Below are 15036 nucleotides of genomic sequence, written 5' to 3'. Positions count from 1 at the left end.
CTCCTGGGGGTGTGGGGAAACCGGAAGCCGTGCGCACGGTGCCGTTGTAGGTCTAGACCAACCCCCAATGTATGGGCGAGAGTTGGCCGTGTCCATACAACGATCCACACAACGACGTCCCCACAAAGCGCCCTCACGCGAAGGCGCCCCCGCCCGTCACTCCCCCCGCCGCGTGCAGAACGCCACCGTCAGATCCTTCACGAGCGCCTTGCGTTCGTAGTCGTCCAGGTCGACCAAACCCCTCGCGGTCAGCCGCGTCACCGTCTCCTCCACCGAGTCCACGACGGAACCCAGCACGCTGTCGCGGTGCTGCGCGTCGAGCGCCGCGACGCGGCGGCGGCGCATCACCGCCGCCACCTCGGGCGCGTACTCGATCCGCGTCGGCTGCGCCGAGAACACCTCGATGCCGACCGGCCCGACGTCCGCGGCCAGCCGGCGCGTGAGCAGATCGCCCACGGCCTCGGCGTCGCGCAGCGTCGGCGTGTGCGCGGGGCCGGAGCGCCCCCGGGCTCCCGTGGCGCCGATGGCGCCGGTGGTCGCCAGCGCGTCGGCGGGGAACTGCGACAGGACCCGGGCCAGGCCCGCCTCCACGCACTCGCGCAGATACTCCTCGTGGTCCGCCACCCCGAGCGTCGCCCGCGCCGTGTCCTTGACCCGCCAGACGACGAGGACGACGACGCGCAGGGCGACGCCGTTCGCGTCGACCGCGGGCATCTCCTCGCTGCGCCAGTGCCGCAGACGCAGGTCGACGCGGTGACGCAGCAGCAGCGGGTTGACCCACAGCAGGCCCGACCTGCGCACACTGCCCCGGTAGCGTCCGAACAGGGTGAGCGCCCAGGCCCGCCCGGTCCTGCCGCGCGCGAGCCCGCCGAAACCGAACAGCGCGAGCGCGCCGGAGCCCGCGAGCGCCGCCCACTGCGGGGCCCCGAGTCCCGCCCCCGCGTACCCGTGCAACCCGGCGACCTGCGTCATGACGCGCGGCAGCATCCCGGCCCAGCCGAGGGAGGCCGCCGCACCGGCCGCGCCCACAGCGCCGCCCAGCACGCCGAGGGCCCCGGGCAGCGCCCGCCCCGGCCGCTCATGGAGGTCCGGGTCGACGACCGGCGCGGTCCTCGCCGGGGTACGCGGGTGGGGTCGCGGGGCGGGACGGCCACCGCCGGTGCCCGTGCCGACGACGGCCGGCCGCAGCGGCACGGTGACCGGGTCCGGGTCGTCGCGGAACAACAGGTGTACGGGGATCTGGGTGGTCGTCTCGTTGTGGATGAGCCGCGCCCCCCGCACCCCGAGCACCCCCGCCACGGTCCCACCGTCCTGCCCGCCCCGCTCCTCCCGGCCGCCGCTCCGCTCAGGGCTGCCGCTGTCCGTGTCCGCCGCCCGCTGTTCGGGGTGTTGTTCCGCCGTCGTGCTCATCCGCGCCTCCGTACTGCGATCCGCACTGAGATGTCGCCGCCTGCCGCCGTGCCCGTCACGGGAGCCGCCTCACGAGAAGAGCCGCCGCCATGTCTCCGGCCCCGGATAGCCGTCGGCCGCCGAACCCCGCCAGCCCTGGGCCCGCTGGAACGCCTCGACGTTGCGCCGGTCCGCCTCGCCCCAGCGCGGGCCCGGGCCCCGGGTGTAGTACGTACCGAAACCTTTCTTCACCAGTTGTCGGCCGAGCTGGGTCACCGAGGAGTTGGACGCGCCGGGCCGGAACTTCGCCGTACCCGGGAACGCGGGCGCACCCGTACGTCCGCCGCCGGAGCCCGGGATGTCCTTGCCCTTGCCCCGGACCAGGTACGACCAGGTCGTCGGCCCGGGCAGGCCGTCCGCGTCCCGGCCGGTCCAGCCCTGGGCCCGCTGGAACGCCCGCGTCGCGTCGCGGTCCGCGTCGCCCCAGCGCGGGCCGGGACCCTGCCGGTAGAACCGCTCGGCGCCGCGCTCGACGAGCAGCCGTCCGAGCCGGGTGACGTACGCGTTGTCGGCGCCGGGGCCGAAGGACAGGGCGCCCGGGTAGTTCGTGAACGCCGTCGGGGTCACCGCGTGCGTGTCCGAGCCCGCGGCGCCGCTCGCGTCGAGGCCCTTGTAGCGGTAGGGGAGGTAGCGGCTGGAGTTGGTCCAGTACGCGTAGGGCGTGACGCGGGTACGGGCGCCGGGGCGCGTCTGCTCGTAGGCGACGTAATGGGAGTGGGCGGAGTCGGTCCAGCCGCCGAAGATCGTGACGTGCGAGCCCTTCTGCGGGTCGGCCGGGTTGTGGAAGAGCAGGATGTCGCCGGGTTCGAGCTGCTCCTTGGTGATACGGGTGGCGAAGACGGCGAGACTGCCCGTCCACTCGTTGCGGGGCAGGCCCCAGGCCATGGAGACGAACCCCGAGCAGTCCTGGCGGTAACCGTCCCGCCAGTACTTGTTCATGCTGTATGGGACCTTGGCCTCGACCCACGCCTTGGCGCGGTCGATGATCTCTGCCCGGGTCGTGAGGGGCGGGTCGCTCGGCTGGGTGAGCTGCACGGTCGCGGTGGTGCCGGTGTCGGTGCCGGGCGCCCCGTTCAGGAGGCTGGTGCCGCCCTGCGGGGCGGGGGTGCCCGCGGCGGCGTCCGGGTCGGGGTCGCCGGGCCGTGCCTCGTGGTGTTCGGCGGCGGTCGCCGGGGTGACCTGGAGACCGCCGATGACGGTGCCGGCCGCGGCGGCGGCGACCAGCGCGTGCCGGGGGCTGATTCTGGTGCGGGCGGGGTGCGGGGCGGTGCCGCGCCACTGGACGCAGCCGGCGCAGTCGCAGTCGTCCGCCGGGTCGATCTCCTCGAAGGCCGGCGCCCCGGCTCGGTCTCCGTGCTCGCCTGGGTCCATGCGATTCCCCTCACATTCCGGTGCCGGCCGGTGAAGTGCCGAGCCACGTTTGCGCACGCGGAAAGCGTCTCAACTCCTCACCCAAATCGCATGTTGACGGTCTGAATGACGTAAATCTATATAAATCGACCAGCCCCCCGGCGCGTCGAGTGGTCAGGAGCACCCTGAGGGGTCGGGTAAAGTTATCCAGGTCAGCAGGCGCCGCTAGCTCAGTTGGTTAGAGCAGCTGACTCTTAATCAGCGGGTCCGGGGTTCGAGTCCCTGGCGGCGCACGTTGTCGGTGGCGGGATGTGTTCGCGGAAAGCGCGAACTGTCCCGCCACCGTTGTTTTTGCGCGGCTGCGCCGCGCCCAGCGGGGGCTCCGCCACCCGCACCCCCGGTCCCCGGGGCAGCGCGGGACCCTGCGGGAAAGCGCGGGGAGCTGTCGCCATTTCACGCCTCCAGGGCCGACGCCGGGAAAGGCGGCTGGGGGTCCGGGGGTCATCCCCTGGGAGATGCGGCATCAGCGGGTCCGGGGTTCGTGGGACTCGGGGTCGGCTCGGTCGTGGGCCGCTACCGTGGGCGCATGGCGCGTGACCTTCAGGAGCAGATCAAGAGGCTGATCATCGACCGACGGCTGCCGCCGGGGGCCTCGCTGCCCACCGAGCCCGAGCTGATGGAGCTGCTCGGCGTCAGCCGGAACTCCGTGCGGGAGGCGCTCAAGGCGCTCCAGGCCATGGGGATCGTGGAGATCCGGCACGGCTTCGGCACGTACGTGGGGCCGATGTCGATGGCCCCGATGATCGAGGGCCTCGCCTTCCGTACCGTCGCGGGGCACTACCGCGGCGAGGACAGCCTCCTGCAACTGCTGGAGCTGCGCGAGGCCGTGGAGACCGGGCTCGTGACACGCCTCGCGGGCCGCGTGCCCGACGCCGACCTCGCGGAACTCGACGCCTTGGCGAAGCAGATGGAGAAGGAGGCCGGGGCCCCGGACGGCACGGTCGCCGCGGCCACGGACCGCGCGTTTCACGCCACGCTCTACCGGAGCCTGGGCAACCCGCTGCTCGTCGAGGTGATGGAGGCGTTCTGGGAGTCCTTCCACCGGGTGCGCACCGACCTCGTCGACGTACCGCAGGACCCTGGCGTGACATGCCGTCAGCACCGGGAGATCCTCGACGCCGTACGATCCGGCGACGTGATGCGGGCAGAACGGGCCATACGGGATCACTTCGGCAACATCAGGCACCGACTGGCAGCAACCCCCCGGCAAGACCGGTAAACACCGTGTTTCGCTGCGTATCGCCCTTGCGATCATGATGCGGGGCGCAGCACCCTATTCTAGAGCCAATGGCTCGTATGAGGCTTACGGTGCACGGCAGTTGCAGCCTGCACTGGGCAGCCGCTCCGAGGCCGCATGTCGGCAGAACACGTCACGATCCGGTCAAACGATGCCAAGAGGGGACATCGTGCAACCGGTAGGTCGGCGTTCCAGTCTTAGTGGAAGTGGGACGGTGGCCCGCCACTGATACGCCCGGGAGAGGTCTAGGGGGACCGCGCCCGGGCGAAGACCGACGACCACGCGGTGACTCGCGTGCGGGGGGATGGCTCATGACGTCGACGCCGACGGGCGCCCGCAAGGACTTCGACCCGTCCGAGACGACCCGGTTACGGGTGCCGCCGCACCGTACCGGCGGCTTCAGACGTATCAAGAAGTCGCTGCCGCGCTACGACTACGAGCACTACAGCCGGCTCGCCGGGCCCCTCACCCAGCCCGACCCGGCCAAGCCGTACGAGGTGCAGTACCGCTCGCTGCTCTCGCAGGAGCCGCACCGGATACGCGCGGCCCTGATGCTGGGCGCCGCCCCACTGCTCTCCCTCGTCCTGCTGTTCTGGCTGCTCCAGCCCGAGCACTGGACCGAGCGCGACTACGTGGAGTACGACTTCCTTCCGGCACTCGACATCGTGATGCTGGTGTCGATCGGCCTGATCGAGTTCTTCCGCTGCATGAACGTGCTGTCGAACGCGCACGCCACTCTCGTCGCCCGCGACCCGATCCCGGTGGTGCCGGAGACCGGCACCCGGGTCGCGTTCCTCACCTCGTTCGTGCCCGGCAAGGAGCCGATCGAGATGGTGACGAAGACCCTGGAGGCGGCGGTCAAGCTGCGCCACCGGGGCCTGCTGCACATCTGGCTGCTCGACGAGGGCGACGACGCCGAGGTGAAGGCGGTCTGCCGGCGGCTCGGCGTGCACCACTTCTCCCGCAAGGGCGTCGCGAAGTGGAACCAGCCGAAGGGCCCGCACCGCGCCAAGACCAAGCACGGCAACTACAACGCCTGGCTGGACGCGCACGGCAGCGACTACGACTTCTTCGCCTCGGTCGACACCGACCACGTGCCGATGCCCAACTACCTGGAGCGGATGCTCGGCTTCTTCCGCGACCCGAACGTCGGCTTCGTCATCGGCCCGCAGGTCTACGGCAACTACGACAACTTCGTCACCAAGGCCGCCGAGTCCCAGCAGTTCCTCTTCCACGCGCTGATCCAGCGCGCCGGGAACCGCTACGGCGCCCCCATGTTCGTCGGCACGTCCAACGCGGTGCGCATCAAGACGCTCCAGCAGATCGGCGGCCTGTACGACTCGATCACCGAGGACATGGCGACCGGGTTCGAGATCCACCGCGCGAAGAATCCGGCCACCGGCAAGAAGTGGCGCTCCGTGTACACCCCGGACGTGCTCGCCGTCGGTGAGGGGCCGAGCGCCTGGACGGACTTCTTCACGCAGCAGATGCGGTGGTCGCGCGGTACGTACGAGACGATCCTCAAGCAGTACTGGAAGGGCTTCTTCACGCTCCCGCCGAGCAAGCTCTTCAACTACACCATGATGATCATCTTCTACCCGATGGCCGCGATGAACTGGATCCTGGCGGCGCTGAGCTGTGCGCTGTTCCTGGGTCTCGGCGCCTCGGGTGTGAACATCGACCCGACGATCTGGCTGATGCTGTACGGCAACGCGTCGGCGCTCCAGATCGGCCTGTACATCTGGAACCGTCGGCACAACGTGTCGCCGCACGAGCCGGAGGGCTCCGGCGGTGTCGCGGGCATGGTGATGTCCGCACTGTCCGCGCCGCTCTACGCGAAGGCACTGATCGACTCGGTACTGCGCCGCAAGAGCAAGTTCGTGGTGACACCGAAGGGCGACTCGGCCAGCCCGGACCGCTGGTTCGGCACGTTCCGCTACCACTGGTACTTCATCCTGATCTTCGCGGGATCGATCGCCGCCGGATTCGTCTTCGGTCACTCCCACCCCGCGATGATCACGTGGGCCTGCTTCGCCCTGCTGATCACCGCGCTGCCGATGTTCGCCTGGCGCTACATGCTGCGGCAGGAGAAGAAGGACTTGAGGACGCCCGCGGCCGAGGCCCCCGGGACTGCGCCGCAGGCCGGGCAGGAGCACAGCGTGCCGCAGCGCAAGCCCCGTTGGGCCTCGGACCAGGACGGCGGCGACGAACAGACCATGCAGATCTCCCTGGGGGGACGTAACAAGTGAAAGACGGTGCGAGCCGCCGCCGTGCCCGGCGCATAGCCATCGGCACGGTGGTGGTACTGGCGCTGGCCGGGATGAACGGACCCTGGCTGTACCGCTTCGGGTCGGCCAAGTACCACGAGTACAAGATCAACAGACCGGAGTACAAGGCCGAGAACGGCAAGTGGGACGTGATCGACTTCCCCGAGGACATGCGCCTCAACACGATCCACGCGGCGCTGCTGCGCACCGGCAAGATCCTGCTGGTCGCCGGGTCGGGCAACAAGCAGAAGAACTTCGACGCGAAGAAGTTCGACACCCGCCTGTACGACCCCGTGAAGAAGACGATCAAAAAGATTCCGACGCCGGCCGACCTGTTCTGCACGGGGCACACGCAGTTGGCCGACGGGAACCTGCTGATCGCGGGCGGCACCAAGAAGTACGAGAAGCTCAAGGGCGATGTCACCAAGGCCGGCGGCCTGATGATCGTGCACAACGAGGACCCGGACGCGCCCAAGACCATCAAGGCCGGAACCAAGTTCACCGGCAAGAAGAACGGCAAGACGTTCGTCTCCGACATCAACATCACGGTCGAGCGGGCCAAGAAGGTCTTCGACCCGAACACCGGCAAGTTCCTGCGCAACGACCCGGGCCTCGGCCGCGTCTACGTCGAGGCGCAGAAGTCCGGCACCACGTACGAGACCGGCACCCAGGACAACTACCGGGTGCAGGGCCTGACGGGTGCCGACGCGCGCAATGTCTACGGCATCGCGCAGAAGCTCGCCCTCGACAAGAAGGACTTCCAGGGGATCAAGGACTCCTTCGAGTTCGATCCGATCGCCGAGAAGTACATCAAGGTCGACCCGATGAACGAGGCGCGCTGGTACCCGACGCTGACCACGCTCTCGGACGGCAAGGTCCTCTCGGTCTCCGGACTCGACGACATCGGGCAGCTCGTGCCCGGCAAGAACGAGGTGTACGACCCGAAGACGAAGAAGTGGACGTACCTCAAGGACATCCGCCAGTTCCCGACGTACCCGGCGCTGTTCCAGATGGAGAACGGCAAGATCTTCTACTCGGGCGCCAACGCCGGTTACGGGCCCGACGACGTCGGCCGCAAGCCCGGCGTCTGGGACCTGACGACCAACAAGTTCCGCAAGATCCCGGGCCTCTCCGACCCGAACATGATGGAGACGGCCAACACGGTCGAGCTGCCGCCCGCGCAGAACCAGAAGTACATGGTGATCGGCGGAGGCGGCGTCGGCGAGTCCAAGCTGTCCAGCAAGAAGACCCGGATCGTCGACCTGAAGGACGCGAGCCCGCACTTCGTGGACGGCCCCGAGCTGGAGAAGGGCACGCGCTACCCGCAGGCGTCGGTCCTGCCCGACGACTCCGTGCTCGTCTCCGGCGGCTCCGAGGACTATCGCGGGCGCGGCGACTCCAACATCCGCCAGGCCCGGATCTACGACACGAGGACCGACGCGTTCCGCCGCGTGGCCGACCCGCTGGTGGGCCGCAACTACCACTCCGGGTCGCTGCTCCTGCCCGACGGGCGCGTGCTGTTCTTCGGCTCGGACTCGCTCTACGCGGACAAGGCGAACACCAAGCCCGGCGAGTTCGAGCAGCGCATCGAGATCTACACGCCGCCCTATCTGTACCGGGATTCCCGGCCGGCCCTCGAAGGTGGCGAGAAGACCATCGCGCGGGGCTCGTCGGCGACGTACCGGACGGATCACGCGTCGTCGATCAAGACGGCCCGGCTGATCAGGCCGAGCGCGTCGACGCACGTCACGGACGTCGACCAGACGTCGATCGCCCTCGGCCTGAAGAAGTCGGCCGGCTCGGTCACGGTCACCGTGCCGAAGAACCGGGCGCTGGTCGAATCGGGCTGGTACATGCTGTTCGTGACGGACGACGAGGGAACGCCGAGCAAGGCGCAGTGGGTGCACGTGCCGTAACGGGGCCAGGGGGCGCGGGAGTTGATCCCCGCGCCCCAGGCGCTGCGGCCGGCTAGTCGCCGGCCTCGGCGAGCTTCGTCGCGTACTCGCCCCACCATTCACCGGCCTTGGGGCCGCCCTTGCACGTGCCGTCCGACTCGCCCGGCCGCTTGACCCACAGATACGCCTTCACCAGCGGGTCGCCGGTCTTGGTGGTCGGAGCCTCGCCGAGCGCGCGGCCCGGCGGATTGCACCACCGCTCGTCGGCGGAGCCGCCGGTGTACGGCCCGTTCCCGTTCCTGCTGGTGTCGATGACGAACGGCTTGCCGCCGACCTTCGCCGAGAGTTCCTTGCCGTACTTCACGGAGTCCTCGGTGGTGTAGAAGTTCGACACGTTCACCGAGAAGCCGTCGGCCCGCGCGATCCCGGACCGCTGCAACGGCTGGTGGATCGCGTCGGGCTTGCCCCAGCCCGCGTTGCCCGCGTCCAGGTAGACCGTGGTGTTCTTCAGGGCCGTGAGCTTGTCGACCGCGCCGTTGAGCAGGTCGTACCGCTCCTCGTGGAACTGCTCGGGCGTGCAGTTGTCCACCATGTGCTGGACGGCGTCGGGCTCCAGGATGACGGTCGCGGGCCGGTCCCCGATGCCCGCCGCGACCTGGTCGATCCACTCCCGGTACGCGTCACCGTCGGCGGCACCGCCGCCCGAGTACTGGCCGCAGTCGCGGTGCGGGATGTTGTAGAGGACGAGCAGTGCGTCCCGGTCCGCCTTCTGCGCGGCCTGCGTGTAACCGCGGGCCTGGCTCTCCGCGTTCTCCGGGAGGATCCACTCCCCGCTGGGCTGCTCGGCGATCTTGCGGACCTTGTCGGCCTCGTCGCCCTTGCCGTCCTTCTCCAGGTCCGCGACGGCCCGCGCCGCCTTGCTGTCCGGATTGACCCAGAACGGGTCGGCGCTCTTCGGCTGCTGCTTCACCGGCGGGTTCGAGGAGCTGTCCCCGTCCTTGCCGTCCCCGTCTGCGGAGGAACACGCGGACACGAGCAGCGCCGCCCCCACGACGACTGCGCCGGCCCTCAGTTTCCGGTACATCCACTCCCCCTTGGGTGCACTGACTGGCCTTCAATCGTGTCATACGCCCGGCGCCCGTCACGCGGTCCGACGTCGCTTGTCAGAGACCTGTTACAGCGCGCTCCACCTGGGCGGACGCACGCGTGCGCGGAGTGCCGGGATGGGCGATCGCACACGCTTCGAACGGCACCGTCCCGGGCGCCGCGGGCGACGACCACCCCGCGCGTCCCACCCTGCACCCGGCGTCGGACGCCCTCTAGGCCGGACGGCGCATCCGTTCTACAGTCGGTTGCAGTGGCCCCGGACCTCGGCCCGCAGGATCTTCAGGACCGTACGCGCTCCTCGAACCTCCCGCGCCGACGCCGGGTTACTCCCGCAACTCGCCGCGCGCGCGGTCGAGGACCTACCCGGTCGGCGGCTCCGGGGGGAGCGAACCGCCGACCGGGCAGGTGCCCCCGAAGGTCGACACCCCTGCCGTCAGGCCTCGTCCACCGCTGTCAGGTAGGCGGAGACGACGACGTTCGCGGTGTACGTACGCGACGTCTTGTCGAAGGTGCCGCCGCAGGTGATGAGGCGGAGTTCGGCGCGGTCGGCGTGGTGCGGGCCGTAGACCTTGTCGGCGTCGAACGAGGTGCGGGAGAAGACCTGGACGTCGTCGACGGTGAACACCACGACGGTGCCGTCCTCGCGCTCGACCCTGATCTTGTCGCCGCTCTTGGCCTCGCTGAGGTGGTAGAAGACGGCGGGCTCGCTCCGGGTGTCGACGTGCCCGACGAACAGGGCCGTGCCCCGCTCCCCGGGCCGGGCGCCGCCGCCGTACCAGCCGACGACACCGGGCCGGTCGTAGGGCGGCGGGTCGACGGCGCCGCCGCCGTCCAGGCCGCGCGCCACGACGGGGGCCTCGATGTGCAGGGCGTCGATGTCGATGCGCCGCGGTGTCGCCGCCCGGACGGGGGCGTGGGCGCCGGGCAGTCGGACGGCGAAGGGGCGGCCGACGGCGGCGGCGTCGCCGGTGGTCGGCGAGGAAAGGTTCAGGTCGGTGATGCCGCGGCCCCAGAGCCACAGGCCGAGCAGCAGGACCGCCCAGGCGACGCCCGTGATCAGGCGTCCCACACCGTGCGACCGGTCACTCATGACGCCCCCTACCGCGAGGTGGACCGGCGGCGCCGGACGCTGCGGAAGGCCACGGCGACCGCCGCGACCGCGGTGAGCACCAGGCCGATGACGGCGTGCCGGGTGCCGGGGCCGTCCGACACCGCCGCGCCCGGCGCGGCGAGCCGGTCGGCGGCGCCGCCGCCCCCGGCGTGGACGAGCGCGGTCGGCGTCGCGGCGGGCGAGGCGCCGGGCGCGACGACCCGGACGGTGCCCCTGACCTTGCCGTCGACGCCGTCGCAGACCACGACGACCTCGTAGTCGCCGGGGGTGGCCGACGAGCGTACGCGGGCCTCGGCGAAGAGGGTGGGGGACCGGTCCGCGGCCGGGGCGAGCACGGCGGGGGCGGCGAAGACCTCGGAGCGGGCGCGTCCCGTGGTGCCGTCGCAACCGCTCACCCGCAGATCGACGTCGGTGCCCGCCGGGGCCGCGGAGGGGCCTACGGAGACGGTTCCGCCGGACTCGGCGGCCTGTGCGGTGGTGACCGGCGCGGTCACCAGGACGACGGCCGCCGCGGCGGCACTGAGAGCAAGCGGACCTGCACGCATCGTGAACCTCCTGGTAATGGCAGGTTCACGCGTCCGGCCGGTTTCCGCATCCCGGGAGGGTCCGGCCGCAGGTCAGACCAGGTCCACGAGGTCCGCGATGGAGTCGACGACGTGCGACGGCGTGAAGGGGTACTTCGCGATGTCGGCGTCGCTGGTGAGCCCGGTGCGCACGAGGAACGTCTGCATGCCCGCCTCCAGGCCCGCCAGGACGTCGGTGTCCATCCGGTCGCCGATCATGGCGCTGGTCTCGGAGTGCGCCCCGATGGCGTTCAGGCCGGTCCGCATCATCAGTGGGTTGGGCTTGCCCGCGAAGTACGGCTGCTTGCCCGTCGCCTTCGTGATCAGGGCCGCGACGGCGCCCGTGGCGGGCAGCGGACCCTCGGTGGAGGGGCCCGTCTCGTCCGGGTTGGTGCAGATGAAGCGGGCCCCGCCGTTGATCAGGCGGACGACCTTTTGCTGACCCCTCGCTAGGTCGCTCGCCCTGCACGCAGAGCCGCCCGCGTCACGGCGAGGTGGTACTGATCGCGGGCTGGAGCGGCGCGGAAGAGTGGCTTCGCCCTGTACTGGACGGCACAGGTGGCGTTGCCGACGCTCTACTTCTCCGCCGACATGTCCGCCTTTACCGCCCGTCGAGACTCGCCTCCATGATGACCGGCGACACCACGGAGATGGTCGAGGCCGGGATGGCTGCCGGCGGACGGCACCGTGCCGAGTACCTCAACTCGCTGTCCGGCCTGCCGTTCACGTTGCGATCAAGATGGCGTGGACGCTGATCGGCGAGCACATGGACGAATGGACGGGGGACAGCTACCGCGAGGCGACCGTGGTGCTCACCGAACGCATCGGTGCGGCCGTCTTCCGCGAGGCGTTCCTCACCCCGCTCCGGGCAGGCGTCACGCTCGAAGGCCGAGCGGCCGTGGACGCCGGGCGGGAGTGGAACAAGGGCGCCGGGCCCCTCCTGGTCGCGCTCGCGCCCGTGGGCTGACGAAGCGCGTTACCTCAGCTTCCATCCGGCGTTGCCGCGGGGATCGGCTTTTCGGAGGACCAGAAGTCGGAGTGCACGTTGGGGGTGGGCACGTCCTTCCCTCGGTAGTCTGTGCCCTTTCCCGGAGTAGCGGGCTGCGACACCTTCGACTTGTCCACGCAGGCTGTTTGAACTTCCAGGAAGAATTGCCCCTTATACCCGACACTCAAGCCCATCTTCAGAACCCCGTCACCGGCATCGGCGTAGATGGCGGGCAGCTCCTTGTCGGGGTTGACTCGGGTGATTTTGTAGCCCGACTTCTTCCATGCCCGTTCGATTAGCCCGAGAAGCGACCCTCTACGTTCCTCGGAAACCTGGGTCATGACCACAGCTCGGCGTGTGACGTCGCCTAGTTCTGGCACGTCGGCGCACATTCCGCTGTCGGATTCATCGTGCGTCCATTCCAAGGGAGGCTGCACAGAAGACAGCGTGTTGCCGATCAGTCGGTCCGCCTTTTCTGCGGCCTCCTGCATATTCACGCTGGAACTCCTTTGGGGGGAGTGCGAATTATTGTCGTCAGCCCCGCAGCCCGCTACGAAAGCTACGGCAAGCATAGGGACAGCGATGCGAATGGGGACGTTCTTCACCGCGGGGCCTCTGTCGTGATCGAATCTGGATGTCCGGCGACGATCTTAGCGATGTTGTCGGCCGCCGAAGGGTTCCTGGACGGATCAAAGTACCCGGAATGCGCAGGAGTTGGACCCTGGTTCGACAGCACGGGGAGCGGGCCGTCGCCGCTCTCCATCCTGATCGCGCCGAAGCCCCTACTCGCCGGGTCTCTGCCGAACCAGAGCTGGTCGTCTCCCGAGGTCGCCGCGCTGAGGACGGGGCTTCCGCTGACGAGCACGTCAGCCAACGACGGTAGCTTTGTCACTGGGTCGTTGTCGGCAGAGCCGACGAACACATGCCCCTTGTCGACGTTCAGCTCCGAAGCGGTCTGCGCTCCTGTTCCAGGGCTGCCGAGCAGCACGATGTCGTCGGCGCCGGGGATCCCGCCGTCCTGCCGTGCGGCTGTCCCCACAGTCAGCGAACCGTAGGAGTGGCCGATCGCTGTGATGTGTGGGTCCTTGTGCTCATTGGTCGCCTGGATACCGTCCATGAACGAGTTATAGTCAGGCGCCCCATTGTTTGCATCGGTCGTCGACATTACGTCCTTGAAGCCCGGTGCGTCATATCCCAGCCAGACAATGGAGGCGCTGGATGGGTCGAACTTTTGGGCCGCCTTAGCCGTCTGATAGGCCCTGCGCACCGTGTCATCGGCGAAATCCCCATCGAGGGCCGTGCCGAGACCTGGAACGTATGAAGACACGTTCTTCGAGGCATCAGGATTGCCGTAGCTGACAATGGCTCGACCTTTCCCCTCCGTTCCAAACCCAAGCAGATACATGGGCGGGTGCGAATCATGAGACAGCTTCGCCTGAATACCCTTGAGTCCCGCGAGTTTATCTTGTGCGCCGTCGCTGGTTTTTCCCTCGAGGGAGGCAATCACCAAGGGAAGGGTTTCACGATTCGCTTCATCGCGCACCGTAGCCGGGATTCCGTCGAGGTTCCCGATCACGTCGGGGAAGGACGTGAGGTATTCCTGACGTTCATCCTTGCTCAGGTGGTCCCACCATGCCTTGCGCTCAGCCGGTGACTTGTCCAGCACCTGATCTGCCAGATATTTACTGGCGGCGTTCCCCACGGCGTCGACGTCGCCCGCCACGTTCGCCCACGTCTTGTTGTCGACGGTGAGGCCGGGTGCGGCTTTGAGCTTGTGAAGGGCCGAACTGTATCGTTCGTCGATTTCGCAGGCCTCGCGCAGGGCATGAGCGATGCGGTCTGCGGCGTCCTGGGCCTTGGCGCGGTGAGGATTGGGGCTCTTCAGTTGCGGGGCATCCGGGCCCGGAGCGGGGTCGTACATGCCGTTGCCGTCGCGGTACATGCCAGGGTTTCCGGCACCGATGAGGCCGTTGTTGCCCATCACCGTGCCGCCCGGAATCGCATCATCGGTCAGCGCGTTCTTGCCGCCGGCCGGGTAGTCGATGCTGCCGTCGTCGTTGACCGTATATCCCAAAGCAGCCGCGTCGTCGAGAGCATCACGCAGTCGGCGCTGCGGGGCGACGAGTTCGCTGGCGAGTCCGTCGAGCGTGCCTCGGATCAGCCCCGTCTCGGTCTGGATGTAGTGGTAGTTCTCGCTGAGCCGCTTCAGTCGCTTGACGGCCGAGCGGGCGGACTCGCTCTCCTGGGTCTTGGAGAGTTTGCCGCTCATGTCGCCGTCCACTCTCTCACGGGCGTGGTCGGCGAACTTCGATGTGGCGGCCCAGCCGTCGGCGGCGTCGGACAGCTCGGACAGCTTCAGGTCACGAAGTTGTTGCCAGGTCAGGGCGGATGCCGCGGCCACGATCTACTCGCCCCTCCTCGTGCCCGGGACGGGAACCGCCTTCGCCTTGTTCGCCACGTCGGCGTCCACTTCACCGAGGTCCACGGCGACCTGCCGCAGCTTGGGTTCGAGGGAGCTGCATTCCTCGCGTACGCGGCCGAGACGGTCGTGCCACGACTTGTGCACGGTCTTGAGTGAGCCGAGGCTGGCCAGTCCTGTCAGGCCGCCGCCCGTGCCTTCGTGGGCGCTGTGCAGGGCTACCTGGGCATCGATCGTGCTGGTCTGGAGGTCGTCCGCGGTGCCCGCAGCCTTGGTCCAGGGGCCGCCCTTGTGCTTGAGCGTGCCGGTACCTCCTCCGCTACCTGACGGCTTGGCGTAGCCGCCCTCGCCCTGGAGGCTGTTGAGCTGCATGTGCGTGGTGCGCCGCTCGGCGGCTTCGCTCGTGAGCTGTTCCCACTCGTCCCACGCCATAGGCGAGTACCCTCCCCGTTCTCCATGACGACTACCGAAGAGCGCATCGGCTCCGTCGTGCTGTGATGGCTTCGGCAGCCGAACTACACGTTACGTACGTCGCAGTTGTGATGCGTCCGTGCGATCACTCAAATCCGGGCCTGAGTATCCGTACCTAG

Annotated in this window: 14 protein-coding genes and 1 tRNA gene; 6 read left to right on the top strand and 9 right to left on the bottom strand. The window is 69.0% G+C overall.

Features of this window, described 5'->3' with window-relative positions; genetic code table 11:
* Nucleotides 1-156: 156 nt before the first annotated feature.
* Both ACIRF8_RS03330 and ACIRF8_RS03325 read right to left on the bottom strand, forming a co-directional pair.
* A complete protein-coding gene (locus ACIRF8_RS03330) occupies nt 157-1410 on the bottom strand; it encodes an SPFH domain-containing protein (protein ID WP_404210333.1) in 1254 nt (417 codons plus the stop codon).
* Between the two features lie 69 nt (nt 1411-1479).
* Nucleotides 1480-2820 (bottom strand): peptidoglycan-binding protein, encoded by a 1341-nt coding sequence (locus tag ACIRF8_RS03325; protein WP_404210331.1) that lies wholly within the window; start codon nt 2818-2820, stop codon nt 1480-1482.
* 198 nt (nt 2821-3018) lie between these two features.
* Between ACIRF8_RS03325 and ACIRF8_RS03320 the strand changes: the two genes are divergently transcribed.
* The 4 genes from ACIRF8_RS03320 (at nt 3019) to ACIRF8_RS03305 (ending at nt 8279) form a co-directional block, all read left to right on the top strand.
* Nucleotides 3019-3092 (top strand) — tRNA-Lys (locus tag ACIRF8_RS03320).
* Nucleotides 3093-3385: 293 nt separating this feature from the next.
* Nucleotides 3386-4078 (top strand): FadR/GntR family transcriptional regulator, encoded by a 693-nt coding sequence (locus ACIRF8_RS03315; RefSeq protein WP_404210329.1) that lies wholly within the window; start codon nt 3386-3388, stop codon nt 4076-4078.
* Nucleotides 4079-4407: 329 nt separating this feature from the next.
* Nucleotides 4408-6345, top strand: a complete 1938-nt coding sequence (locus ACIRF8_RS03310) for a glycosyltransferase family 2 protein (RefSeq protein WP_404210327.1) — start codon at nt 4408-4410, stop codon at nt 6343-6345.
* On the top strand, nt 6342-8279 hold the full coding sequence (locus ACIRF8_RS03305; protein ID WP_404210325.1) for a galactose oxidase-like domain-containing protein: 1938 nt from the start codon (nt 6342-6344) through the stop codon (nt 8277-8279). The genes ACIRF8_RS03310 and ACIRF8_RS03305 overlap by 4 nt, the downstream gene beginning before the upstream one ends.
* A gap of 52 nt (nt 8280-8331) precedes the next feature.
* Here ACIRF8_RS03305 and ACIRF8_RS03300 read toward each other — a convergent pair whose 3' ends face one another.
* The 4 genes from ACIRF8_RS03300 to ACIRF8_RS03285 all read right to left on the bottom strand — a co-directional run bounded on the left by ACIRF8_RS03300 (nt 8332) and on the right by ACIRF8_RS03285 (nt 11306).
* Nucleotides 8332-9342, bottom strand: coding sequence for a glycoside hydrolase family 6 protein (locus ACIRF8_RS03300; protein WP_404210323.1), 1011 nt, complete (start codon nt 9340-9342; stop codon nt 8332-8334).
* A gap of 456 nt (nt 9343-9798) precedes the next feature.
* Complete coding sequence (locus tag ACIRF8_RS03295; protein WP_404210321.1) at nt 9799-10455, bottom strand: class F sortase; 657 nt, start codon at nt 10453-10455, stop codon at nt 9799-9801.
* Nucleotides 10456-10463: 8 nt separating this feature from the next.
* The gene (locus ACIRF8_RS03290) at nt 10464-11021 is read right to left on the bottom strand and encodes a hypothetical protein (protein WP_404210319.1); all 558 of its coding nucleotides are present in this window, start codon (nt 11019-11021) and stop codon (nt 10464-10466) included.
* Between the two features lie 72 nt (nt 11022-11093).
* Nucleotides 11094-11306 (bottom strand): HAD hydrolase-like protein, encoded by a 213-nt coding sequence (locus ACIRF8_RS03285; protein ID WP_404210317.1) that lies wholly within the window; start codon nt 11304-11306, stop codon nt 11094-11096.
* A 359-nt stretch (nt 11307-11665) separates the two neighbouring features.
* On the opposite strand from ACIRF8_RS03285, the gene ACIRF8_RS03280 reads away from it, so the two are divergent.
* Both ACIRF8_RS03280 and ACIRF8_RS03275 read left to right on the top strand, forming a co-directional pair.
* The gene (locus ACIRF8_RS03280) at nt 11666-11794 is read left to right on the top strand and encodes a hypothetical protein (RefSeq protein ID WP_404210315.1); all 129 of its coding nucleotides are present in this window, start codon (nt 11666-11668) and stop codon (nt 11792-11794) included.
* On the top strand, nt 11779-12006 hold the full coding sequence (locus ACIRF8_RS03275) for a hypothetical protein (RefSeq protein WP_404210313.1): 228 nt from the start codon (nt 11779-11781) through the stop codon (nt 12004-12006). The genes ACIRF8_RS03280 and ACIRF8_RS03275 overlap by 16 nt, the downstream gene beginning before the upstream one ends.
* 14 nt (nt 12007-12020) lie before the next feature.
* Here ACIRF8_RS03275 and ACIRF8_RS03270 read toward each other — a convergent pair whose 3' ends face one another.
* The 3 genes from ACIRF8_RS03270 to ACIRF8_RS03260 all read right to left on the bottom strand — a co-directional run bounded on the left by ACIRF8_RS03270 (nt 12021) and on the right by ACIRF8_RS03260 (nt 14878).
* Complete coding sequence (locus ACIRF8_RS03270) at nt 12021-12518, bottom strand: hypothetical protein (protein ID WP_404212250.1); 498 nt, start codon at nt 12516-12518, stop codon at nt 12021-12023.
* Between the two features lie 110 nt (nt 12519-12628).
* Nucleotides 12629-14428: an alpha/beta hydrolase gene (locus ACIRF8_RS03265; protein ID WP_404210311.1), complete on the bottom strand. Its 1800-nt coding sequence runs from the start codon at nt 14426-14428 to the stop codon at nt 12629-12631.
* A 3-nt stretch (nt 14429-14431) separates the two neighbouring features.
* Nucleotides 14432-14878, bottom strand: coding sequence for an amino acid ABC transporter permease (locus tag ACIRF8_RS03260; RefSeq protein ID WP_404210309.1), 447 nt, complete (start codon nt 14876-14878; stop codon nt 14432-14434).
* Nucleotides 14879-15036: the final 158 nt, after the last annotated feature.

This window comes from Streptomyces sp. NPDC102406, assembly GCF_044765725.1.
Lineage (GTDB): Bacteria > Actinomycetota > Actinomycetes > Streptomycetales > Streptomycetaceae > Streptomyces.
This window is presented reverse-complemented; position numbering and strand designations above follow the sequence as displayed.